At 38.1% G+C, this 24444-nt stretch carries 19 protein-coding genes; 9 read left to right on the forward strand and 10 right to left on the reverse strand.

Annotation, left to right across the window (positions count from 1 at the left end; genetic code table 11):
• Nucleotides 1-13 precede the first annotated feature (13 nt).
• Genes OGZ34_RS18855 through OGZ34_RS18885 form a run of 7 tightly spaced genes read left to right on the forward strand, consistent with a single transcriptional unit; the run spans nucleotide 14 to nucleotide 10794 of the window.
• Complete coding sequence (locus tag OGZ34_RS18855; protein ID WP_263361336.1) at nucleotides 14-4255, forward strand: beta-ketoacyl synthase N-terminal-like domain-containing protein; 4242 nt, start codon at nucleotides 14-16, stop codon at nucleotides 4253-4255.
• Entirely contained in the window at nucleotides 4243-4542 is a 300-nt protein-coding gene (locus OGZ34_RS18860; protein ID WP_173964888.1) for a phosphopantetheine-binding protein, read from the forward strand. The genes OGZ34_RS18855 and OGZ34_RS18860 overlap by 13 nt, the downstream gene beginning before the upstream one ends.
• The gene (locus tag OGZ34_RS18865) at nucleotides 4533-5315 is read left to right on the forward strand and encodes an alpha/beta fold hydrolase (RefSeq protein WP_263361337.1); all 783 of its coding nucleotides are present in this window, start codon (nucleotides 4533-4535) and stop codon (nucleotides 5313-5315) included. Before OGZ34_RS18860 ends, OGZ34_RS18865 begins: the two co-directional genes overlap by 10 nt.
• Entirely contained in the window at nucleotides 5308-7713 is a 2406-nt protein-coding gene (locus OGZ34_RS18870; protein ID WP_263361338.1) for a glycosyltransferase, read from the forward strand. Before OGZ34_RS18865 ends, OGZ34_RS18870 begins: the two co-directional genes overlap by 8 nt.
• 3 nt (nucleotides 7714-7716) lie before the next feature.
• On the forward strand, nucleotides 7717-8988 hold the full coding sequence (locus OGZ34_RS18875; RefSeq protein WP_263361339.1) for a condensation domain-containing protein: 1272 nt from the start codon (nucleotides 7717-7719) through the stop codon (nucleotides 8986-8988).
• Nucleotides 8985-10238 (forward strand): condensation domain-containing protein, encoded by a 1254-nt coding sequence (locus OGZ34_RS18880; RefSeq protein WP_263361340.1) that lies wholly within the window; start codon nucleotides 8985-8987, stop codon nucleotides 10236-10238. The genes OGZ34_RS18875 and OGZ34_RS18880 overlap by 4 nt, the downstream gene beginning before the upstream one ends.
• 7 nt (nucleotides 10239-10245) lie before the next feature.
• Nucleotides 10246-10794, forward strand: a complete 549-nt coding sequence (locus OGZ34_RS18885; protein WP_263361341.1) for a hypothetical protein — start codon at nucleotides 10246-10248, stop codon at nucleotides 10792-10794.
• Nucleotides 10795-10878: 84 nt separating this feature from the next.
• Here OGZ34_RS18885 and OGZ34_RS18890 read toward each other — a convergent pair whose 3' ends face one another.
• The 9 genes from OGZ34_RS18890 to OGZ34_RS18930 form a co-directional block, all read right to left on the reverse strand.
• Nucleotides 10879-11640 (reverse strand): hypothetical protein, encoded by a 762-nt coding sequence (locus OGZ34_RS18890; protein WP_263361342.1) that lies wholly within the window; start codon nucleotides 11638-11640, stop codon nucleotides 10879-10881.
• 122 nt (nucleotides 11641-11762) lie between these two features.
• The gene (locus OGZ34_RS18895) at nucleotides 11763-12794 is read right to left on the reverse strand and encodes an oxidoreductase (protein ID WP_263361343.1); all 1032 of its coding nucleotides are present in this window, start codon (nucleotides 12792-12794) and stop codon (nucleotides 11763-11765) included.
• Between the two features lie 73 nt (nucleotides 12795-12867).
• Entirely contained in the window at nucleotides 12868-13866 is a 999-nt protein-coding gene (locus OGZ34_RS18900) for a hypothetical protein (RefSeq protein WP_263361344.1), read from the reverse strand.
• A gap of 6 nt (nucleotides 13867-13872) precedes the next feature.
• Nucleotides 13873-14166: a hypothetical protein gene (locus OGZ34_RS18905; protein ID WP_263361345.1), complete on the reverse strand. Its 294-nt coding sequence runs from the start codon at nucleotides 14164-14166 to the stop codon at nucleotides 13873-13875.
• Between the two features lie 28 nt (nucleotides 14167-14194).
• Nucleotides 14195-14605, reverse strand: coding sequence for a hypothetical protein (locus OGZ34_RS18910; protein WP_263361346.1), 411 nt, complete (start codon nucleotides 14603-14605; stop codon nucleotides 14195-14197).
• 64 nt (nucleotides 14606-14669) lie between these two features.
• Complete coding sequence (locus tag OGZ34_RS18915) at nucleotides 14670-15131, reverse strand: hypothetical protein (RefSeq protein WP_263361347.1); 462 nt, start codon at nucleotides 15129-15131, stop codon at nucleotides 14670-14672.
• 88 nt (nucleotides 15132-15219) lie between these two features.
• On the reverse strand, nucleotides 15220-15966 hold the full coding sequence (locus OGZ34_RS18920) for a hypothetical protein (RefSeq protein ID WP_263361348.1): 747 nt from the start codon (nucleotides 15964-15966) through the stop codon (nucleotides 15220-15222).
• Nucleotides 15967-16061: 95 nt separating this feature from the next.
• On the reverse strand, nucleotides 16062-17207 hold the full coding sequence (locus OGZ34_RS18925) for a hypothetical protein (protein WP_263361349.1): 1146 nt from the start codon (nucleotides 17205-17207) through the stop codon (nucleotides 16062-16064).
• A 23-nt stretch (nucleotides 17208-17230) separates the two neighbouring features.
• Nucleotides 17231-17539, reverse strand: a complete 309-nt coding sequence (locus tag OGZ34_RS18930) for a hypothetical protein (RefSeq protein ID WP_263361350.1) — start codon at nucleotides 17537-17539, stop codon at nucleotides 17231-17233.
• Nucleotides 17540-17930: 391 nt separating this feature from the next.
• Here OGZ34_RS18930 and OGZ34_RS18935 point away from each other — a divergent pair, with 391 nt between their 5' ends.
• Nucleotides 17931-19652 carry a flavin monoamine oxidase family protein gene (locus OGZ34_RS18935; RefSeq protein WP_263361351.1) on the forward strand — a complete coding sequence of 574 codons (1722 nt, stop codon included), beginning with the start codon at nucleotides 17931-17933 and terminating at the stop codon, nucleotides 19650-19652.
• Nucleotide 19653: 1 nt separating this feature from the next.
• Complete coding sequence (locus OGZ34_RS18940) at nucleotides 19654-21414, forward strand: alpha-keto acid decarboxylase family protein (RefSeq protein WP_263361352.1); 1761 nt, start codon at nucleotides 19654-19656, stop codon at nucleotides 21412-21414.
• Nucleotides 21415-21587: 173 nt separating this feature from the next.
• Here the strand turns inward: OGZ34_RS18940 and OGZ34_RS18945 are convergent, their stop codons facing one another.
• A complete protein-coding gene (locus OGZ34_RS18945) occupies nucleotides 21588-24401 on the reverse strand; it encodes a Kelch repeat-containing protein (protein ID WP_263361353.1) in 2814 nt (937 codons plus the stop codon).
• Nucleotides 24402-24444 lie beyond the last annotated feature (43 nt).

Consider the following 24444-nt stretch of genomic DNA (forward strand, 5'->3'; position numbering starts at 1 on the left):
GTATTCGTCTATTATGAAAAAAACAGATATTGCTATTATAGGTTTATCCTGCCTGTTTCCCGGAGCAAAAGATGCCGAGGCGTTCTGGCAGAATATCATCAATAAAGTCGACTCCACGCAAGTAGCTCCGGCAGAACGCATCGATCCTATTCACTTTAGCGATAGCAAGGAAGCTGTGGACCGCTTTTATTGTAATCGTGGCGGGTTTATACCTGATTATGAATTCGACCCTACAGCATTTGGTATCCTACCTCTTGCCGTTGAAGGCACTGAACCCGACCACCTGTTAACACTTGAACTCGTTCAAAAAGCATTAGAAGACGCAGGTGTATTCCGAAAAAAAGCTTCATTGGAACGAACCGGAATTGTCATCGGAAAAGGGAATTATACAGGTCCCGGAGCTACACGCGCCATTGAAATTGTACGTACTGCCGAACAGATTTCCTCCCTTTTACAAGAACTATTGCCGGAGGTATCTTCAGCAGATATTGAAAAAATAAAACAGGCATTCCAGGAACGTAAAGGGCGGTTTTCTGCAGATACGGCCATGGGGTTAATCCCCAACCTTGTTGCCTCATTAGTCTCCAACCGATTCAATCTTGGAGGTGTTGCTTTCACCGTTGATGCGGCCTGTGCAAGCGCTCTGGTAGCCGTAGACCATGCCGTACAAGAGTTGCAGCGTGGCCGAAGCAATATGATGATTGCCGGAGGAGTTCATACAGGTCAAAATGCTGCATTTTGGAGCATATTCAGCCAATTAGGAGCATTATCTCAGCAACAGCAAATCAAACCCTTTAGCGAAGATGCAGACGGATTGCTCATTGGAGAAGGCTGTGGTTTCGTTGTCCTGAAGCGGTTGGAAGACGCCGTACGCGATCAGGATAAAATTTATGCCGTTATTAAAGGAGTTGGTATCAGCAGTGATGGCAATGGAACAAGCGTGATGAGCCCTTCTGTAAAAGGCCAGATAAAAGCATTGGAACAAGCGTGGACACAGGCCAATTTAGATAAAGAACAAATTGGCTATCTGGAAGTTCATGGCACGGGAACTCCCTTAGGAGATAAAACAGAATTGCAAACTCTGGCTCAATTTTTTGGAAAAGAAGAAACCGCTGCACGTGCTGGTATAGGATCAGTCAAATCCAATATAGGTCACGCCATGCCAGCTGCCGGAATAGCAGGTTTAATCAAGACCTGTCTAGCCCTATATCACGACATATTACCACCTACCTTATATTGCGAAAACCCTGCTGCCGCCCTGCAACTCACCAGATTTACACCGATACAGGAAGCTAAAAACTGGTCGCAAACCGGTTTACCAAAGATTGCAGCAGTAAACGCATTTGGCTTTGGAGGTATCAACGCCCATGTAGTTCTGGAGGGGTATGACATCCCTAAAAAAGATGAAGTATTGTTGCTTGCAAGACCAACACGTGAAGCCTTGCTTTCGGCACTTCAGGATAACGATACTGCTGTTGGAGAGGGCGATTATCGTATTGCGCTCTTTGATCCGACAACCGAACGTATTCAAAAAGCGATCAAAATTGTGTCTAAAAATAATACCTGGCGCAACAAACAAGATATATGGTACACCTCCACTCCTCTTTTACAAGCTGGTGGCAAAGTAGCCTTTGTATTCCCGGGACTGGATGGTTTAGCAAAAGGCGAAGTCGAAACGGTAAATCGATATTTTGAATTGACAGCTCCCATAGAAACAACCGGTGAAGGACTGTTGAACGAAGCATTAGGTGTTTTTAATAATTGTGGTATACTCGACAGTGCTTTAAAAAAACTGGGGATCTATCCGGATATGAATGCCGGACATAGTTTGGGAGAATGGTTAGCGGGATATGCATCAGATCTGGCCGAAGCAAGTACTGTCAAGGATCTGATCGATGTACTTGATCCAAAAACATTTGAACTAAAAGACTCTAAATTCATTGCCATTGGAGCAGGTCTGGAAGATGTAGCACCGTTGATTGAACAAATTCCGAACCTCTATGTTTCAAATGATAATTGTCCGCATCAGGTAATCCTGTGCGGTACCCATGTCGCACTCGAAGAATTGACGCCTTTATTAAAATCAAAACAGATCTTTCATCAAATTTTACCCTTTCAATCCGGGTTTCATTCCCCTTTTGTTGCCGATAAACTGGAGGTAATTTTAGCAGGGATGGAAAAAGTTCAATTCCAAAAAACAAAAATCCCGTTGTGGTCGGCCACTACACTCCTGCCATATCCGGCAGATTTGCAGTCCATCCGTCAGCTAAGTGCCGAACATCTTGTTCAGCCTGTAAGATTCCGGGAACTGACTGAAAAGCTTTATGACGAAGGAGTCCGTGTTTTCATCCAGATCGGTACAGGAGGATTAATTGGTTTTATTGATGATACGTTAAAAGGGAAAGCCTTCAGTACACTTGCCGCAAGTGTAGCCAACCGAACAGCACTTGCCCAATTGCAACGGGTAGTAGCCGCCTTATTTGTAGAAGGCAAAGTTCTGGCACTCGATTTTTTAGACATCCAAAATCACAGAAAAGTAGTACCCCAAAAAAAAGGTATAAAATTGCAATTAGGATCACCTATTATCCGTGATTTTGAAGCTATAAAAAACTTGCGAAAATCTATCGATACCGTACGCCCAAAAGAGGTTTTTACCAAAACAGCAACAAAAGTAAGTCACCCATTAGTTCAGGCATTTCAGGACAATATCGCCGATATGATCCGAATGCAGGAAGAAGTATTGGACGTCTTTCAAAATCATACACAAACTGCTATTGCTACACCTGTCTTAACGAAAAAACAAATGAGCAACAGTCCTTTTTCAAAAACACTACAGGTTAATTTGGTTACACATCCTTATTTGATTGATCACAGTCTTTTACGACAACCCAAAGGCTGGTCGGAGGTTGCCGATATGGAACCTGTGATTCCAATGACCATGATCTTTGAAGTATTGGCCGAAACAGCACTGGCAGAACAACCGGAAACAAAAATTCACAAGATCATGCACGTCAGTGTATTTCAGTGGATGAACGTTGCCACGCCTTTTGAAAAAACAATAAAAGGTGTTTGGCGCTCCAACAATCACGCCTATCTGGATATCGAGAATTTTGCCAACGCCGAAGTATTTTTAGAAGCATCACATCAGCAGCCACCTACGTTTGACCTTTCGATAGGCAAACGATTACCGATCGAACGGACTCCTTTAGAAATCTATGAGAAGCATATGTTTCATGGAGACGCCTATCAAGGTATAACAGCTATATCGGCTATTGGTGAGAAAGGTATTACAGGACGGATAAAAGGAAATGGCGGTAAAGGTTCTTTATTAGACAATGCAGGACAATTATTTGGATTATGGCTACAACTTACCTTAACTAAAGACCGCATCGCTTTCCCGGTAAAAATCAAACAAATTGAATTTTTCGAAGACATGCACGATCAGGATGGTGAATTTGAATGTACCTGTATACTGACGGAATTAAACGATGAATTTGCAATCGCTGACATTGTACTTGAAAGAAACGGAAAAGTATGGTGTGCAATAAAAGGATGGCAAAACCGAAGATTAGAAATTGACCAAGCTTTATGGAATGTTTCGATGTCGCCACTTCATAACCGTCTGTCTGAAGAAATCGCCCCACAGGTATTTTTCTTTCATCAGGCCTATTCCAGAGTATCTTCCTGGGATTTTATATTGAAACGTTATTTTAATCAAAGGGAAAAACAATACTATCAGGAACTCCTGCCCAACCGCAGAAAGAACTGGATGGTAAGTCGTGTAGCGGTAAAAGATGCTGTACGCCATGTATTGAGTGAACAGAAAAATCAACCCAGTTACCCCATAACTTTTGAAATTTATTCTGATAAAGCAGGCAAACCTTATCTCAAAGGGAATGCCACAGAACAGATCCAGATTTCATTGGCCCATAAAGGAAAAGATGCCGTTGCCATTGCACGGCAGGATAAGGCTGTGGGTATCGACATGGAAATCATTGCCGAACGCAGCTCTGAATTTTATCAATTGGTCTTCACCGATACAGAATCGGCCTTATTAAAAGAACGCGATCAGGCGGAATGGACCACCCGCTTTTGGGTAGCCAAAGAAGCTTATAGCAAACTATTAGGTACAGGGCTACAAGGAAACCCAAAAAAATACGAAGTAACACGCATACAAGGCGATCATCTGTGGATCGATCAAATAGAAATCAAAACAGTCAAACACCAAAACTATATCATCGGATGGACACTTTAAACACGACATTAAAAAGGAATCATGAGGAGTTATTTACCCTATTAAAGGGTTTTATTACGGAAATTATCGGTGAAGAATTTATAGAAGAGATGGATATTACTCCACAAAGTTCTTTCACTAAAGATTTGGAAATGGACAGTATAGAGATTGTTTCCTTTTCAGAAAAAATCAAAGCACACTTTGGCGATCAAATTGATTTCACAGGTTGGCTCTCTGCTATGGATCTTGATGAACTGATTAATCTTGATCTGAATAAGATCATCAATTACATCTACGAATGCCAATAATTACTGTTAATAATAAAAAAGTTCACGTACAGGAACTAAATAAAGAGGCTGAAGATACCGTGATACTGATTCACGGTATGTTTAGTAATCTTTCTATTTATTATTTTAACATTGCTCCCATTTTGGCGCAGTACTTTCATGTGGTCATGTATGATTTAAAAAGTCATGGCAGGAGTGAGCGCACATCAGAAGGATATGATTTAGAAAATATGTCATCCGATTTAATCGCAATGATGGATTACCTCCAAATCAAAAAAGCACAATTTGTTGGCTATAGTTTTGGGGGACTTATTGCACTCAAAACTGCATTGATAGCCCCTAAACGTGTGGGGCAATTGGTTATTATTGAGGCACCGGATCCGCAAGACGAAAAAGCGCGGGATATTATCGAATCTTATAGCAAGGAATTTCTCGAACATTACATCGCCAATTTTACCGATACCACAAAAGTGAAAATGGGAAAAAGACAGTTGGAAAAAAATCATCGGTTATACGAGTTTTTATTTAACGAAACCAGCATCAAAGCAGATATGGTAAATGAAAAGCATTTTCTACATCAGCTTTCTATTTCCGAATTAGACATACCCACCCTGCTACTATATGGATCAGCTTCCAATTGCAAACCAACAGGAGAATGGTTGCAATCTCAAATCGGTACAGCTGAGCTAGAGCTCATCGATGGAGATCACAATATTCCCATTCAGGCTCCCATTCAGATAGCAGAAACTATTGTTCAATTTTTAACTAACCCTTTATTACAAAATCATGGCTAAATTTGTATTTGTTGTTCCCCCACTGACAGGTCATGTCAATCCTACATTGAGCATTGGTGCCGAACTCTTAGATAGAGGACATAAAGTAGCTTGGATCAGTCTTAATCAAAACTTAGAGTCTAAACTTCCTGTAGACGGTGAACTATTGCTTATTCAATACGACCAAACAGACGAAGAAAAAAGAGAAAGCGAACAATACCTGGATATCATTTCAAAAAAGATCGTTTACGGCATTGACAGTATCAAGTTTTTATACGAAGAAGTTTTGATCCCTTTAAACAGACATTGTTATAAAGGAATCGTTAAATTGTTGGAAGCTTATGAGCCGGATTTAGTAATTGGTGATCATCAATTATTTGCTGCGGCAATTGCGGCAAAAAAAATTAATCGCCCTTATGCTACCAATGTAACAGCCCCGGCAGCAATCAAGATTGTCAGTGAGCTTCCTAAAGTGCATGAATGGGAAGCCAAGCAGATCATAGCGCTACAGGAAGAACTTGGAGTCAAAGAAAACCGATCTTTGGATTGTTCGGATCTTCTCACTTTGGTATTAACCTCCCCCTATTTCTTTGGAGAAATGGATCTCGCTTCAAACTTTAAATTTACAGGTCCGGTAATAACAGAACGCCGTTTAGCCTGTGCCTTTGATTGGGAGCAACTGAAAAGTAATCCAAGGAAAAAAATCTTAGTCAGTATTGGCACCACATTCGACCACGAGCATAAAAAAGCGTTTTTTCAAAAGGTAATCGATGCCCTTCAGGATGAGGATCTAACGGTAGTAGTGGTTTCAGATTCCAGTCTATTTGATCAATGGCCGGAAAATTTTATGGTCTATTCGCAAATCCCGCAATTGGATTTGCTGCCGCATTTAGATGCTGTAGTTTGCCATGGCGGGCACAATACGGTCTCAGAAGCCCTTTCCCATGGTCTGCCACTCGTTGTTATTCCAATTGCATACGATCAATCACATGTGGCAGGACGTGTAGTACGTACCGGTGCAGGTGAACGTCTCAATTTTAACCGATTTAAAGCGAATCACCTAAGAGACAGTGTTCATAATATCCTGAATCTGGCGCAATATCGTCAAGCCGCCCTCAAAGTTCGCCAATCTTTTATAGAAGCAGGCGGAACGAAGACCGCAGCCGATCTATTGGAACAGGCCATAGCTCCTGCGCAGTCAGCAGTCGAATCTCCGACCAAATTTCTCATCGTTATTCCACCTTTTTTTGGGCATATCAGTCCGACATTAAGTTTGGGCGCCAGTTTACTTGCTCGTGGTCATGAAGTCAAATGGTTTGGTATTACACCACTGGCGGAGGAACATATTCCGACAGGAGGAACCTATATCTATCCCGAGAAGGATCTCATCCCCTTTCAGGACGAACTTAAGCGCATCTTAAAACGACAAGATGATGGCCCTTCTTGTTCCGGACCGGAAGTCATGAAATTAGCACTGGAAGAAACCTATGTTCCATTGGCTAAAATGATGATGCCGGGATTAGAAACACTACTCGGTCACTGGCAACCTAATGTTATCATCAATGATTGCATCACCTTTGGTGGCGCTTTATTTGCACACAAACATCGTATCCCTTCTGTGACAACAACCCCAGTACCACCGGATGTTATGGGTGACACCGAGAAAAGTGCTCCCAAAATATTTGAATGGCAGCAAAACCTAATCAAAGGGTTACAAAAAGAAATAGGTATTCTTGATGAGGGTATCTTTATACATTCTCATCAATTAAATCTGGTGTTCACCTCGCAGACCTTTGCAGGTTTTAAAACCGTACCCTCACACATGAAATTTGTAGGTCCGGTAAAAGGCCGTCCCAACAATAGTCCTTTTGACTGGGAACGATTGGCAGCCAGCACAACGCCTAAAATATTTGTGTCATTGGGTACTTTATTAGTGGACATCCGAAAAGCTTTTTTTGGTAAACTCATTGAAGCCTTTGCAGACCAACCTGTTACTATAATTGCAGCAACACCGCCCGAAATATTTGAAAAATGGCCCGATAATTTTATCGTAAATGGCTTTGTCCCACAATCAACTTTGATGCCCCATATGGATATGGTGATCTGTCACGGCGGTTTTAATACTGTGAACGACACCTTTACCAATGGTCTGCCCATGCTGATTACCCCCATTGCTTACGATCACTTCCATACCGCAAAGCTAATTGAACAGGCCGGCTGTGGAATCAGTATCCGATACAAACGACTTCGAATAGAAGCGCTTAGGGAGACCGTTTTTGAACTATTGGAAAACCCGAAATACAGAAATGCCGCCAAAGAAGTTCAGACCGCTTTCTTAACAGCAGGTGGTAATGATCAGGCGGTTGCATTATTGGAAGATTTTGTAAAACAAGAACATTCGGTACTAGCTACACTATAAAATATGAAAAGAAGATTGTTATTTGGAGAGCGCATGTTATTGGGCGAAGGAAAAGACCCCTTTCATGTCGTTATTCCTTTTCGATTGCGCGGTGTATTTGCAGAAAAAGACATTCAGGATGCTTTAGGCAGACTTCAGAAAAAACACCCTTGGTTACGAGCATGCATTCATCTCGATGAACAGAATGTTCCATGGTTTGAAGTGTCTAAACTAACCAATCCTATTCCGATCCGTATAGAGGATCAAAAAAGCGAAGAGGACTGGCAACAAGAAGCTATGCAGGAATGGCAGACACCCTTTGATTACAAAAACAAACCTTTGATCCGCCTGGTGTGGATCAAAGGAAACGATCGCTCCGATATGTTGCTTGTCTTCCATCACTGCCTGTGTGATGGCGGTGCTGCGATGACTTTAATTCATGAATTTTTAAAGGTATTGGATGATCCGACAGCGGATATAGGCACCGAAAATCCTATTCTGGGTATTCAGGATGTTGTTCCTGCCCCTATTTTAAAAAATAACAGGCAAAGGTTTAAGGCAAAAATGATTGGTCAGCTGGCAACATTTGCGATCAAATGCATTCCCGTCGGCAAAAAAGCAATTGATCGGCAAACAGACTATTTGATTCATTGGAAACTAGACCCTGGCACGAGTCAACAGCTTATTTCCCACTGCAAATCGCTAGAAATCACAGTCAATACTTTTTTAAGTGCTATCGTGCTGGATACCTTTAAAAAAGTACGCGGAAACAAAGCCTTTAATAAGATTTCCTGTCCGGTAGATATCAGGCGTTTCGCTCCACAGGTCAAGGAAGATCATATTTTCGCCTTCGGTTTGATGATCGTCATGTCATCCAATCCCAAACTCGATTTCTTAGACAATTTACGTGTAATGCAAAATGATGTAGACCGCAAAACAGCCAAACTTAATCCTTATATCGTCCTGATGGTTATGGAATCTGCCCATAATGCATTAAACAATTTTACAAAACTTCTAAAACGGGGCAAGTCATCCAATGATTGTATGTTCTCCAACCTCGGACGTATTCAGATACCTCATCAATACCAATCCTTTAACGTGGAGGCTATTATCAGTCCAACCGTCATTGGACCATTGGGCAATACAACAACAATACTCACCTCCACATATCAAGGTGTTATGGACTTCACCTTTATGGGAAGCGAAGGGTATTTGCCCTATCAAGAAGCCTTAGCGATTCGTGATGAAATAATTGATTCTATTAAACGCCGACTAAATTATCAAGCAGCCTCATGATCAAACGAAAACTCTTATTAGTGGAACGAATCATGTATATTGATGCCACTACACCTTTAAATTGCGTATTTACTGCAAAAATCAAAGGTGAAATTTCGAAGGAACAAATCGAAATTGCCTTAGCAAAAATCCAAAAGAAACACCCGCTGCTTCGTGCTGCAATTGACTTCCAGGACAAACAGCATCCTGTTTTTGTGGTCAAAGAAAATATGAAACCGATTCCACTTCGGATCGTAAAACGTCAAACCGATACCCATTGGCTGGAGGAATCTGAGCAGGAATGGTACAGGCCGTTTAAAGAGGAAGATTCCCCTTTGGCTCAATTGGTATGGATCAAAGGAGCCGAATTGTCCGAATTGTTATGGGTATCGCCACATTGTATCTGCGATGGAACAAGCATGGTCAGTTTGATGCAGGAATTACTTGCTTTAATAGATGATCCGACTCTTGATCTCGAGCCTTATCCATTGTTCCAATCGGTAAACCATTTTTTATCACCACAGTTTGATCTTCAAAAAAAAGAACGCAAAGCAAAGCTATTTTTACTTCTGGGAAAATGCTTCTTTTTGCTGCAGCGGAAAAATAAAAAAAGAAATCTCGGAAAAAATTATGCCATTCACTGGAAATTAGATCCGGCAGACTCAGCTGTTGTCACGCAGAAATGTAAAAACAATGGTATTTCTGTACATGCCATTCTTTGCACAGCATTTATGCAGGCTTTTCAGGACGTACAAGGTAAATCAGCAAAAGAAAAAGTCATTAGTCCGATTGATATCCGCCATTTTATTCCTGAAATCAAAAAAGATCATATGTTTGCCTTTGCCCCAACCATAGAACTCTCCTTAAAAAAGAAAACGCCTCAGGCACTGGATCAGGCGAAACAAATCAAAAAGGAGCTTACTCAAAAAATTGAAAAAATGGATGCTCGGGAATTGTTATGGATGGGAGAACAAATGCACCCACTGGCCCATCGCATGATTGCGCTGCTTAAATCAAGCCGGGGCGGACACGATCTGACGCTTTCCAATATGGGGAACCTTCAGATCCAAAATGCTTACAAAAACTTCACTCTGGAAGATATCTTTAGTCCGACAGTAGCATTTCCGTGGTTAAATTCAAACACTTTAGTTACGACCAGCTATCGCAATCAAATGGACTTTACGTTGATGTCTAATCAGGATTTCTTGCCTAAACAAGAAGCCTTAAAAATTAAAGATAAGGCCATCGAGTTGTTGACTTTATCCCTATAAATTACGTATGACAAAAGCTGCTCAGCCCAAAAAAACAACCCTCAAACGCTTTCTTCGAAAACGTGCGATTTACTATATTCTTCCCAATGTAGGTTTCAATTTTATTATTGCTTATGCCAGTTTTCAGGAATTAGGGTATACTCATTTTTTTGCCGGTCCCCAAAGCTTAGCACGCTTAACATTACCAATGGCCCTGTTTTTGCCTGTAATCCTGACAATGGATATCATCAAACGGGTTATTGTTGCCGCCGAACAAAAATCAATCGAAGTGGCAATAGACCCTAAGCTGAATAAAAACAGATTTATAGCCAAACTATGTCTGATACACGGCATTGTAACCAGTTTACTGGTATTAGCAGTATTACTCGCTGCCCAGCAGAGCCTAACGGTTCACCATAAATTAAATCCTACCCTTATGGCCCTACTGGATGCTATTCTTGCAGGTGTGCTTTCGATATTGTTTACGTATCTTCCAATATACAGGCTGAAAAAACATTTACACGCCCCTTTGCCAAAGGTGCAACTAAAAGAGGCTGACCATTACCAGGAAGTTTAATCTCAGCGCAGATGACCTGCTGCATTGGAAGCAACTTTACAAAGATGGGTAATGTTTATGCCTTTAAAATTACTACTGCCCCTATTAATTGGGGCCATCTATTATTGGATTCGGATCTAATTTAAATTTATTGGTTTTTGCATTAAATGTAATGGTTAAATAACCGCCCATTCTTCCAACATCATTCCAGACAATCAACTCTTTTTTCTTATTATCGGTTATTTCAACGTTATCGAAAATTATAGTTCTTATGTTACCGGTTAAGGTTTTTATTCTTGAAAAATCAATTGTTTGAAAAACAGTATTGTCTTTTTTATGGATTATTTTCAGTTTGTCCATTTGTGCTTTATCGTGATTGCTCTTTTTGGAATATATACCAATAAAATAGAATTCTATTAAGGAACTGGCTTGCAAAATTTCAATATCCTTAAATTCATTTTCTTCTATTTGATCAATTAAAATAGAAGTATTGGTTAATTGTAAAGACAAATGCTGATTTGTCGAAAGATTCGTCCAAACTCCAACACATTTCTCTTTAGAAAATTCAAACTCAAATGTAGCGGTGTATTTTTCATTACTGATTTCATATAATAAAATTTTATTCTTTTTAAAATCAATTACACCTTCAAGTCTGATTGGGTTGTTATGGTTGTCATATTTATAAACTCCAATAAGATTGAAGTCTTTTTTCTTTTTTTCTCCAAAATAGCCTTCTTTAATTTGGAAGGAAAGGGAAATAGGATATTTATCAATTTTACCTTTGTAGCTAAAACATTCGTACCAGCCCGCATAAGTTTTTGTTACGGCCATTATAACTATCAAAATTGCAAATATTGCTTTCTTCATATTCATTTTTTTATTCTCTTTGACTTTGCAAGTTAGTACATCTGGCGCTAAGTCCTACTTATCAGTAATTTTTCTTAGCCTCGTCTACATCTCTATTGAAATCGAACATCCCAATAACATTGTTAATGACGATTGTCACATTGAATAAAAATCTCTTCATTTGATTTGTCAATAATTGAAATTTCCGGGCATCCAAAAGAAAAATATTCAAACCCAAAAACAACAGCCGGTTTATTTTTAAAAAGTTTTCCGGTCCACTGATTAATTTCGTTGTCCCCCTCTTCATAATTCAAAGGAGCGGGAGAAGTACCTTCACTTTGACTGTAAAGCTTTTCAATGATGATAGCTTTCGTTTTAGCATCAGTCACTAAAAAACGTCTGGCATAAATTGTTTTATTAGCATCTAAATAGTCCTGTAAAAAATACTGGTAATCGGCTGTTTTAAACGCGTAAGCAGTACCCGTTGACTTGTTTTTCAACAAAGTACGATCTTCACTTTTCATTGGTTTCGACGGATATTCTTTACTGCTAACTTTTTTCCAGTCAATTGGTTTTAAACCTTCTTTCGAAAATGGATTTTCTTTGCCCACGTATACAAATGCAGCTCTAAAATAGTCACTGAATCCGTTTAAATGTTTCTTATTGATTTCAAATCCGATCATAAAATCATAGTTGTGATAAGGCCAGTCTCCCTCAGAAGAATACCCGTTTAACATAGCAGCGGTTTTCAGGTTTTTCACAACAAACGAAACCAACTTACGTTTCGCATAATCTAATATAAAAACTGAATCGGTTTCGGATATATTGGTTTTAGATAAAAATCTTTTTCGGTAGTTTTTATCAAAGGTAAAATACTGAGCATCGTATTTTCCTAGTTTTTCGATGTTAGGTAAAACAAGCGTGTCCTTTTCATCATTCACAGGATAAATATCCGAAAGGGAAACAAAAGCAACATCACTACTGTCTTTCGGAGTTAAAGTGAATAAATTGATGCTTCCCTTTTGAGGAGCTACTTCATCTCCTTTTGATATGGAATCGGTTTCAACCTGATCTTTTCCAACTAAACCCGATTGGGCACTTTTAAGGTTCTCTTTTTTATTGCAGGCAAAAAGTAAAAGCAATAAGAAGGCAGACAAGAGGCGGGTTATTTTCATTTCTAATGCTGTTTAGGTATTTTATAAGATGGATTAATTTAAGTGTGTATTTAAGACTGGTTATCAGTGTGTTTTATGGTTTTTCTGGATATAAATCTTTTAAAGGAATGACGACACCATTTTTAGAAATTTCACATTGGGGATAAGCATTTTTATGCACTTTCAACGTCAAAATTATAGCGTCTGATACATCGGTTTCATTTAGTTTTCGGAAAGCATTTAAAATTTCAATTGGCCTCAATTCGTAATGAATATTGTATTCTTTTTTGTTATTATTTTTCCAATAAATATAAAATACTTTCGGAATATTTCGAACTACGGCTGTATCATTTTCTTCTAAAATTTCAACTCTTTCCTCTTTAAAAGAATACGCATAAACGCTCGTTACTACATCCTGCTCTTCCTTTTCGATCTTCACAGTCCATTTGTACTGATTTTGAAGCAAATCTGAATAATCGGTAATATTCTCAATACTTTCATAACGATTGTACTTTTCTCCTAACGATTTTTCATAAACCAGCATATCTAAATCTCCCGTAGTTTCTTTAGCAGTAAATGCCTCTATAAGCTGCGATTGAGCATTTTCTTTCTGATCCTCTATCATTTTCAAAAAGATTTTACCTTTAGGCTGTATCTCTAAAATTAAAATGGGAGTCACCTTCTTTTCATCCACCCAATCTGTTATTTTTTTATAGGGAACCGGGGTGGTAAGCCGATAAAATTTACGTTCATCTATCGAAAAATATTTCAGGTTTAAAGAATCAGGTAAAAGCTCTTTCTCCCAGATTTTGAAATAAACATAATCTTCGCTTTTAGCACTTGTTAGCAGTTTCGATTCGGAATCAATACCGCTTTCAGAATGGTTGAAATTATTCAAAAAAACGGCTTCTATAATTCTGATCCCATTGGAGTTTTCTGCTAAAGAATTGCCTGCTGCACTGTGAATTTCTGCTTTCCACAACAGCTTATCCTGTTCTTTATTTTTAAATCTTACACCAAAATTGAGGATCACTAATGCTCCTAAAATTATAGCTAAGAAAATGTTGATATAATCTAATCTTGTTGTTTTCATGCGCTTTTAATGTTGATATGCTCCTCCTAAAGCCATAAAAAAAGACAATGCTCCAAATAGGATAATGGAAGCAATTAGAAGAAATATTGAAAAGTATCGAAATGCCTTTTTATAGGCAATATCTTTAACAAAAGCCAAAATCAAAAGCGAAATTACAGGAACTATAAAGCAAAAAACAAGCATAACCAGTTCTGAATATTCGGACGATGGCACTATCAAATTGGTATAATCTATATAAGAATAGACTAGTATTTCTATAGCAAACAATAGGATAACAGTAATAAAAGGGTTGCTTCTCATTGATGAATTGTGTTTAGGCTTAAAAATTTTACTCTTCCAATTTTACAAATGATAAATATTTTTCGTCACATTGTGTAAAGTGTTCGTATTCATTCATGGCGTTTCCATAATTCTGAATTTGGATTTTATTTACGCTGTACATTCCTCCCATTTTTCCAAAAGTGAGATAGACAACACGATCACTTTCTTCCTTTTTAAGTTTTCCTTTCGAGATTACCTTGTTCTTATCCAAAACTAAAAAGAAATACACGCCCGCTTTCTTTTCAATTTTAATTTTAAATCTCGAATTTTCACAGGAGGTCAAAACATAAACGCCTGTAATTTCCTGATCGGTGTTATCTCTAAATTTGTCTTCGATCCGATAAATACTTTTAAAGCTAACTAATGATAAAAATACCACCACTAGTAAGGCTCTGAAGGCTATTTTTTTCTTTTTCATTTATTATTATTTTTTAAGCTTTCCTACTAAGTTCGAAAACCAAACTATCGTTTAGCGGTTGCGTTTATATTATTTTGGTATAGATTTTTCCCTTCCAAAACATTATTCTTTCCGGATTTTCAGGATGGTCAAACTTCATATCAAATTGGGCTTTTAAGATTCCTTTTTGCATGGCTTTTTTGTCCATCTTTATACTGCCATCCTTACACAAATAGGTTCGTTTTCCGTCAACAATACTATTTAGTTCAATTCTTGGATTACGAATGACATTATTGATCATATAAAAGTGCAACACAGAATGGGTGGTCACATTGGCCAGTGTATAACATTCAATGCTGTCTTTATTCAATCGTTTTGCTATTATTTCGGTAGCACCTGCGTACTCATAACACCAGGCTTCACATTTTAAACTCTGTTTTTGTGAAAAAGAAAAATCGCCATCGAGATTCTCAAACCATTGTATCTCGAAATCTTTGAAAGGAAACAGGCAAAAAACAAGGCTGAATAAAAGAACTGTGTATTTCATAAGAATTTTGAGTTAGTATGATGCGAATTAAAAAAACAAACCTCTCCTGATTTGATGTTCATCATTAATAACTGCCTAAAGGTTGCTTTTATTTAAATTCATTAAGCTTATCATTGCCCAAATCATATTCGTAAAGTTTATCAGTATCGCCATCGTAATACAGCCATTGAATAATAGTAAAACGTTTTTCAAATTCATAACCAATTCCCATAACTGTAAAATCCTTGTTTTCTCTCTTTTGATTTTCTATTGAATAGCTAATTTGCTCTTTATTTTTGATATGAAGCTGCAGAAGTTCGTTTTTTGAATTGGCAATGTAATATTCCGTCAGTAAATAAATCTTATCTAAAAAACCCTTTGAATAATCATCCTCTTTACTCCAATGGTATTTGAATTCCTTCTTGTACTCTTTTCTCATTTTAGAAACATTTCCATCTTTAATTTTCCTAACCGAAATCAACCAATCCTCAAGCATTGGAGTTTCTCCATCACCCGCAACATAAATGGTGTCTTTCTTCCATTGAATTTCACAAATATCGCCTCTTAATAAACTCCTGTCCTCATTCTTATCATTGACAAAGCTGTACAATTCATCTCCTTTTTTTGCAAAGAGAGAGGTGTAATCTCCATCGTCATTGTAATCTGAAAATTCAAAAATATCTTTAAAAACTTCTTCTTTAGCCTGAGTAATTTTAGAGTCCGTTTGTTTGGTATCCAATTTATGCTGATCTGTATTTTTTATCTCGTTTGTATTTTTTACCTTGTTTTCACAAGATTGCAAAACAAAACTTAAGAAGATGATGATTGATAAAAATAAGCTCTGGTTATTTCTCATTGTTTTTCTTTTGGTTGTTGATGGAAGGTTTTTTATTTTAATATTTCTTATTTGAGTTAAAGTATAGCCTAAGAGTCTCGGATTTACAGGATTTTTTATTTTACAAAAATTCCTGAGAACAACTTGTTTTTATCAAAAATCAAAGTTGTTTTGTAAGGTCCGTTTTTAATTTCAATATAGTTTGCGAATTTTAAATCTTCATAGTCAATTATTGATTTTTTGTCAAATAATTTGACTACGTCATCGAATTTCATACCTAAGTTCAATCCATTTTCAAATGAAATTTCAACTTTTCTGAAGTCGTTTATAGCATACCCAACAATTAGGTTTTCTTTTCTATTTTCAGGGTTAACTTTGCTGGCGGATAAATAAAAATAAAAGTCATGATATTCATCCCGATACATAATTTCATTTACATTTCCGGTACTTCCATCGATTTCTTCCATTCGTTCAAAATTTTTGTTCGTTTGAGATTTTGTAAAATCCTCTTCGGTTGATTTTCCTGTAATTAGATTATTTACATTCCAGTTTTTATCAATTTTTATAATGGGTTTGTTTTTAGTATCCTCCGGTTTGGTGCTGTTTTTTGTTAGTTCCTTGGTGTATTTTTCGCTATCACAACCTCCAAAATCAATGAGCCCGTTAAAAGTATCCCAATAACAAGTAGTAGATAAATTGGTGTTGTTCAGGATAATCAACCTGTCATAATCGGGTGCGAAAAAAATATATTTGTTCTCCTTTTTCAGATTCCAATATAAACCGTTGGCCGCATTGATGTTTTTTATACCCTTACCATATTTTAATTCTATCTTCTTTAAAATTTCCGTTTTTAAACCCGGAGTTTTCATTTCTATTCTCAGTCCGTAAATTTTACTTTCTGCATTAAAATTGAGTAAAGTGTTCTTTAACTCGTCTTCATTTTTGATTGGTTTTAAATCAATATGACCACCGCCAAATCTTGAAATACTATCTGTTTTGAGTTTTTCAGAGTTTATTTGAAAAAAGACTTTTTGCCCTTCCAGATCAATTCCTTCAAAACTATAATTTTCAGATTTTTCTACTTCAATCAACAAACAAAACGGGTATTCAATAGTTTCAACGCCAATAAGCACATTGTCATCGAAGTTTAGTACATCTTTGATTGGTTCGTTTAGATTTAATTTTAGTAAATCCATTTTCTTTTGTCCCTTGCAAGAAATCATAAATGGTAAAATTACAAGCAGTAATAAAAGTTTTTTCATTTTTAATTGGGTTAATCATTAGGTTAAAAAATTCCATTAGCGTGAAACAAAGCAATGACCAAAATGGTTATAAACAGACTGAAAATCATTGCTGCATTACGTAAATTATATTGTTGTCGTTTGTTAAACTGGTAGATTTCTGCTAACAGAAATAATAAAAATACACTTGAAAAAATCAAACTTAATTCAAGAATTCGATCAATTTCAGCAACAAAACTAAACCTGTCTTCTTGTAAATATTCAGGCAAAGTATAATAAGCTCCATTATAAATTATTAGGAGAGCAATCAGTACTATCGCAATTCTAATTAAAATGAATTTGTAGATTCTCATAGGTTGCTATTTATCATACTTTATTAATGTCGATTCGTTTGTTTCGTTTTTAGTATTACTGCATATAGACGTCGGAACACAAATTTTAAAAAAAGATAACGCGAATGTAAGTTGATATAAATTCGTATCAAACAATTGAATATTCGTAAATATTCTTTATAAATCCGTATAAACCTTTTCGACTGTTAAGCATAATTTGTATTCGAAACTTTATTAGGTTGTTTTTTTGCAGGTTCAATAATGAAGGCTTCTGACCCGGAAAATTAAAATTCCTGCACTCTACACTATAAAAACAGGTAGAACTACGCTTAAAAATTCGAATTTTACTGAGTTTATTTGTTATAGAATTTCATTCCCAAAAAGAATAAACCAATAACAAAACTACCTGACTATGGAAAACTATTTACACGGCTTACTCGACGAAGACAAAGACCCTATTATCAAGCAATACTTAAAGTACATTGACGAAGGAATCCCACGTACGGATAAACCAAAAGACGTATTGATCATTGGTGCAGGAATGGCTGGAATGGTAGCAGCAAGTCTGTTAAAGCAGGCCGGCCATAAGGTCACGATAGTCGAATCAAACACACGTGTTGGCGGCAGGATCAAGACTTTCAGGAATTCTAAAAACAAAAAATATTTTGAAGACGACAGTGTTTATGGCGAAGCGGGCGCGATGCGTATCCCAACCATACACAGTATGGTGCTCAAATACATTGATAAACTCGGACTCAAAACTGAGCCTTTTTATTATCTGTCTGTCGATAAAGAACAAGCAATCGCATATCAGGCAGGCTCAACTAAAAAGGAGCCGGATGTTACTAGAAATTCTATTTTCTACGTTAACCGTAAACGTGTTGTCCAGAATAAATATATCCCAAAAGATAAAACTACTAAGGTCGATGTAAACAAACTACTGGACTTTAATCTGGAAACCAGCGAAAACAGACGTGCCGACGAGTTAATGGCCGATCTCATTAATCCGCTTAAGGCTTTTATTGCAGAAAATCCTGAGGAAAACTGGCCTGTACTGATCGAGCGTTACGGAGAATATTCGATGCGTCGTTTCTTAAAGGAAAATTCAAAATATTCAGAGAATGCCATCGAGATGATTGGGGTCATGCAAAATCTGGAGTCCAGAATGGCCTATGATTTTATCCAGAGTTTCATTGAGCAAAATATCATTAAGGATTCTACTCAGTTTCTGGAAATTGTTGGCGGAAGTGACCTGCTACCCAATGCGTTCTTTAAAGCGCATCACCTCGAAGAAAACACCTATTTTGATTGCAGAATGACCAAAATGATGCTCGTTAACAACAAGGTAAAGATAGAAGTAGATATTGAAGTAGAGCGTGACTTTCAGTTTTATGAAGACGCAGGATTCAAAGCATTAAAAAAACCTGTCGGTGAGCTCGAATTTGATGAGGTGATTGTCACCATACCTTTTTCGGCATTAAGACATGTTTACGTAACACCTCAATTTGATCAGCCCAAACGAAAAGCAATCCGTGAACTGCACTACGATTCTGCTACTAAAATATTGCTGGAATTTCGTCAGAAATGGTGGCAGGAAGCACCCTATAATATTGTTGGCGGCGGTACGATTACTGATTTTTCGAACCGTTTCACCTATTATCCAAGCAATGATTTGGGAAGTAAAGGACATGGTCTAATACTAGCATCTTATTGCTGGTCTGACGAAGCAAGCCGCTGGGATTCTATGGATGATGACGACAGGTACTTTTATGCACTTAAAAACCTGGCTATCATGCACTCCGATGACAAGAAGGAACAGCAGCGTATTATCGACCTAGCCGTAATTACCTCGAGCATCAAGGACTATAAAAAGAAAGGCGGAAAATTAATTGGTGGTGCGACACAAAGCTGGATGCGCGATCCCTATGCCTATGGCGAAGCGGCAATATTTAATCCGGGGCAGTTAAACTTATTGCAGCGTCATATCATCTCAACCGAATGGGAAGGGAAAGCACATTTTGCCGGAGAGCATACTTCGCTGAAACATGCCTGGATTGAAGGCGCCATCGAGTCCGGAATTCGCACCGCACTGGAAGTCAACGAAAATACCGGTAACCTGAATAACCCCATTTAAGATGTCACAGAAAAAAATCACCGTTGCAAAATACCTGCAAATACGTCTGGAGCAATTAGGACTTACCCATTTATTTGGAATTGCAGGTAATTATACCGCGCCGTTTCTAAATACAATTCACGAAGACAAAAATGCAAAAATTAAAATCGTTAACGATACGAATGAAATAAATGCCGGGCATTGTACTGATGCTTACGCACGCCAAAATGGTTTCGCTGCAGTAGCAGTAACCTATGGCGTGGGCGCATTTACCTTACTCAACTCGGTTGCAGGTTCGTATGTAGAGCACTGTCCAGTACTTGTCATTAATGGAGCTCCGACGAACAAAGACCAGCAACGAAGCCTTGTTCAGGGCATGCTGGCATCACATATGACAGGTGATATGTACAGTAACATCAATGTGTTCCGAAACGTTACCGTTGCGGCAGAGCAAGTCACAGGCTCATCTGATGCTCCTTATAAAATTGATGCAGTGTTGAATGCCTGTATTTTATATGGAAGACCCGTTTATTTAGAAGTTTTTGAAGATGCGTGGCGAATGGAATGCGATTCGCCTGTCGCTCCATTAGCAGAAAGAGAGGGCTCTAAATGTCAAACAAGTGCACGCAAGGCTGCCCAAAGAGTAGCGGCAATGGCACGCGGAAAAGAAATTATTTTCTGGGGTGGTATCGAAATCCAGCGTTACGGTATTCAGAAGGAATTCCTCGATCTGATTCAAACTACCGATACAGAATTTGTGACCTCTATACTCGGGAAATCAATCGTATCGGAAAATCATCCGAAGTTCAAAGGTGTTTTCAATGGTAAGGCATCGCCAAAAGATGTAAAAGAACAATTCGAAAAAGCCCAGCTAAAAATTGGCCTTGGCGTATGGACCACCGGCAAAAACCTGGGTGGTTTTGATGTTTGGAAAGAAGACACTGTACTTGCTAATCACAGCGGTGTAAGAATTGGTGCTTCTTATGTGGCCAATGTATCGCTAAGAGATTTTATCCTATTCCTGAAAGAAGAACTTACTAAAGTTACCTTTAGTGCTTACGAAATGTATGATAGTAATGAGCTATCTGAATCATTCTTCTTAGCTGATGACAGCATCACGAGAAAAGGGAAGCCGGCGCTTACTTATGATACCTTTTTCAAGCGAATCAATACTTTTATAGACGAGAGACATATAGTGGTTGCCGATGCTGGTTTTCCTTTATTGGGTGCCCAAGGCATCCGTATTGCGGAACCAAACGGATTCGTAGCGCAGGCATCATGGCTTTCGATAGGGTATTCTATTCCTGCGGCAACCGGAATAAAATGTGCCCGACCTGATAAAAGGCCGGTAGTATTTGTTGGGGACGGTGCTTTTCAGGAAACCTGTCAGGCCATATCTACACAAAATAAACTTAAACACGACACCATTGTTTTTGTTTTGGACAATGGTATTTATGGTATTGAACAAATGCTTGTTAATCCAAATCCGTTTCGCGGTGCAGACAAGGTAGAATATAGTGTTCCCGATTTAAACAACGTTTATGATTACAACGAAATGCACCGTTGGAAATATGCGAAACTCGTTGATGTCTTTGGAGGAAAAGGTTTTGAAGTCAACACTCTCGACGAACTCGAAGGGGTTTTAAAACAGCTTGACAACATTAAAGAAAATACCATTGTACATGTAAATATCCCTAAAACTTCTATTCCCGAAGCAATTGCTTATAAAACAGAGGAGCCTGGAGAGGATGAATTTCTGGATAAAAACTGGAGTTTATGTTAGGTTTAAAATGGGGTAATTTTTAAAACATTCCGTCAAGATAAACCAAAAAGCCATCTCAGTTCTAATTCCTGAGATGGCTTTTTATAAGAGTGCCGAAATTTAAGTAAAGACAGCAATGAAAACATCAAAGTTTTTTTAAACTTTACGTAAATCTTCACATAATTTACGACAATTTAGAGTCCTGATATACTATGAGGACCTGAATATTGCCATAACGGATTCCAGTACGAAGTAATCAATTCATTTACCGCATCGACCCCTTCCACAATATAATCAACTTCAGAAAGATAACCGGGATAAAGATTATCTGATCCAACAACATATACCTGATCGTCTACGATCATGATTTTAGCATGATTTCCCGGAGCAGACGGGACCTTAGAATAAATATAGCCACTCGCATTTATAACCGATAAAGCGGCACTACCAATCACACCATGTTCTGGTGGTTTTTGAGAAAGTGGTGGCTGTTTTAATGTAGCGGTATATCCGTCCTGACTAAGATCTGGCCACTTGTATGTATCTCCTTCAATTGTTTTATCCGCGGGCACTTTATCCGTATAATATAACGGGGCAACATGTAACCTTTTTAAAGCATTTGCTCTTGCGCCATTACTATCATCTAGTGGTGCATCAGTATTTACATCGTGTGTCATATAATACTTTAATAAATCAAATGTTCTTGAGGCACCTGACCCAAATGAATACTGATCTCCTTCAGCTCCGGCACCTGCATCTAATGGCGATACTACTATCTGAACTTCTAAATTGGGATTTGCAAGTAACGCTTCCAAAACCCACTGACAAACCTTATGATCTGACCAATTTTTTTTCCATGCACTTACAATATCCATTTGTGACATACGAATCGTATTTTTAGCCGCTTTAATAAGAGTTTCTTTCATTATTTCCGAGCCTTTTTTAAAGTCTGTAGTCTGGTCAGGTCCGTTCCAATATTTACCTAATGTCAGCATACGAGTAGCTTCTTTATATTCTGCAAAACCAGCATAAGTGTTATACACAATACGTTCCTGAAACACTTCTAATTGTAAATCTGTAAGCGTTTGTAAATCTTGGTCCCGAATACCTGACGCAATTGGCTGTTCTCCACTTGGATAAACAGGATCTGTTCCTGTTTGTACACCTGACCGATGCATCGTTATAAGTGCAGATTGCTTTTCTTTTATATAAGCAAGAACATCAGCCTGTACCAACGGATCACCAGGCATATTACTGTCGCTGTTGCGATTAACCCAGGTCAGATTATCAATTCGCAATGACTCTTTTGCTAACAAATCAGTACCGCATACCCACATCTGGTTTAAAAAAAGCTGTGCCCCATATGCAGCTTCACCATGTACTACTATAGACACATCATGAACAGGAGGATAGCTTTTAAATAAATCCATGTTTAAATTATGGCCGCCTACTAATGCCTCAGTTCCATCCATACTTATTATTTTACTATGGTTCCAGGTCATTTTAGTATCCTCAGATCCAATGACCGCAGTTCCGAAAACTTGTAATTGAATAGCAGATAATATTCCGTCAGCCAGGCGAGAAAACTTACCCATCCATATCTCAGGCATAACCTCCCATGAACTTGATCGAACTCTGCATAAACGAATGAGAGCTGCCTTAAAATCAACATAATTTGCCGGGTCTCCTAAAATACCTGTGGGTGTTATACCAAACAAAAATCTAAATTGAACCGGCTGAGTACGCCCCATTCGAGCTGTTAAACAAGTATCAATAGCCCCCATTATAGCCCTTACCCAATCCGGATCAGGACTATTTAGGGATGATATATCACAACGGTATTTTGTTTTTTGCACAATTTCCACAATAGCCCTTTCAAATTCGGCCTGACGAATTATTGCTTGCGACATAATTTCTTTACCAAAAGACATTCCCCAAACATGTGGTGTATCTAACATTCTAATGTAAACACTTTCACTAAGATGATTAAAGTAATTTTTAACACCAGCCTGAACCGTATCAATAAATGTTTTCTCCGGTTTGAGTTGTACAACAAAATATTCAGTACCACTTGTTGGTTCATTATTTACCATCCGCGTATTTCCTCCCATTAAATAAACAATACCCAGTTCGTCCTTTACGGTACAAGCAATACCTTCAAGAGCCTGTGCATAATTCAAATTCCCTCCATTTAATATCGTCCATTGGTTTGTTGTTGTATCAAAAAGATGACATTGATTATCATATGCACCCCATGTTTGACAAGCACCAAATATATATATCCATCCTTCCATACTTATTGCGGCAGTTGTGCATGTCTCATAACTACCTTCAAAAAGCGGAGGACTTGGAACAGTGCTCCAGTTTGCTGTTGCAATATCAAAAACAAAACTTGCTCCGGAGCCTCCTACTGCATACAACTTATTCTCCCAAGCTACGCAAGCATGTTCTCCCTTTGCCTGAGGCATCTGAGGAATAACGGACCATGTATTGTCTAAAGTATTTAATACTTCACAAGTTGCGATAGGACCGGCCCCCACACCCTGCGTAAGACTCCTACTGCCTGCCGGAAGATAACTGTTGCCGCCAATAACGTATATAAAATCTCCCACAGCAACACAAGCAGGATCGACTCTCAGTGTAGGCATTGAACTAATCACATTCCATGTATTTGTTATGGTGTCATAACAGTGTACATCATCAGAAAAAGTCCCCTTTCCATACATCCCACCAAAAACGTATATTTTTTTTCCAACAACTGCACTCCCTACAGATACTCTCGGTATTGGTAAATCTGCCAATACTTCCCATTTATCAGAAGATGGGGTAAATTGATCATTTAATTTTAATCGAAAAAAATTAGGTGTCTGCTCTCTTGGCCCCCTTGTCCCTCCTCCAACATAGTAAACATAGTTATCCACTATTGCCCCTGCGCCACAGTAGCGAGGTTGTGGAAGTACGGGGGCCGCAAGATGTTGCTTAATTACAGGTGTGTACAGTTGAGACATATTTTATTTTTTTAGTTTAAAAAACTGAATTTTATTTTTTGAA

Origin of the sequence: Flavobacterium collinsii, assembly GCF_946903285.1 — a bacterium.
GTDB lineage: Bacteria > Bacteroidota > Bacteroidia > Flavobacteriales > Flavobacteriaceae > Flavobacterium > Flavobacterium collinsii.

Coding starts and splice junctions, on each gene's coding strand:
- OGZ34_RS18905 (WP_263361345.1), bottom strand. CDS start 14,166: ATGAGAAGCAACCCTTTTATTACTGTTATCCTATTGTTTGCTATAGAA.
- OGZ34_RS18945 (WP_263361353.1), bottom strand. CDS start 24,401: ATGTCTCAACTGTACACACCTGTAATTAAGCAACATCTTGCGGCCCCC.
- OGZ34_RS18855 (WP_263361336.1), top strand. CDS start 14: ATGAAAAAAACAGATATTGCTATTATAGGTTTATCCTGCCTGTTTCCC.
- OGZ34_RS18925 (WP_263361349.1), bottom strand. CDS start 17,207: ATGAAAAAACTTTTATTACTGCTTGTAATTTTACCATTTATGATTTCT.
- OGZ34_RS18940 (WP_263361352.1), top strand. CDS start 19,654: ATGTCACAGAAAAAAATCACCGTTGCAAAATACCTGCAAATACGTCTG.
- OGZ34_RS18870 (WP_263361338.1), top strand. CDS start 5,308: ATGGCTAAATTTGTATTTGTTGTTCCCCCACTGACAGGTCATGTCAAT.
- OGZ34_RS18915 (WP_263361347.1), bottom strand. CDS start 15,131: ATGAAATACACAGTTCTTTTATTCAGCCTTGTTTTTTGCCTGTTTCCT.
- OGZ34_RS18900 (WP_263361344.1), bottom strand. CDS start 13,866: ATGAAAACAACAAGATTAGATTATATCAACATTTTCTTAGCTATAATT.
- OGZ34_RS18890 (WP_263361342.1), bottom strand. CDS start 11,640: ATGAAGAAAGCAATATTTGCAATTTTGATAGTTATAATGGCCGTAACA.
- OGZ34_RS18885 (WP_263361341.1), top strand. CDS start 10,246: ATGACAAAAGCTGCTCAGCCCAAAAAAACAACCCTCAAACGCTTTCTT.
- OGZ34_RS18860 (WP_173964888.1), top strand. CDS start 4,243: ATGGACACTTTAAACACGACATTAAAAAGGAATCATGAGGAGTTATTT.
- OGZ34_RS18895 (WP_263361343.1), bottom strand. CDS start 12,794: ATGAAAATAACCCGCCTCTTGTCTGCCTTCTTATTGCTTTTACTTTTT.
- OGZ34_RS18935 (WP_263361351.1), top strand. CDS start 17,931: ATGGAAAACTATTTACACGGCTTACTCGACGAAGACAAAGACCCTATT.
- OGZ34_RS18880 (WP_263361340.1), top strand. CDS start 8,985: ATGATCAAACGAAAACTCTTATTAGTGGAACGAATCATGTATATTGAT.
- OGZ34_RS18875 (WP_263361339.1), top strand. CDS start 7,717: ATGAAAAGAAGATTGTTATTTGGAGAGCGCATGTTATTGGGCGAAGGA.
- OGZ34_RS18930 (WP_263361350.1), bottom strand. CDS start 17,539: ATGAGAATCTACAAATTCATTTTAATTAGAATTGCGATAGTACTGATT.
- OGZ34_RS18910 (WP_263361346.1), bottom strand. CDS start 14,605: ATGAAAAAGAAAAAAATAGCCTTCAGAGCCTTACTAGTGGTGGTATTT.
- OGZ34_RS18865 (WP_263361337.1), top strand. CDS start 4,533: ATGCCAATAATTACTGTTAATAATAAAAAAGTTCACGTACAGGAACTA.
- OGZ34_RS18920 (WP_263361348.1), bottom strand. CDS start 15,966: ATGAGAAATAACCAGAGCTTATTTTTATCAATCATCATCTTCTTAAGT.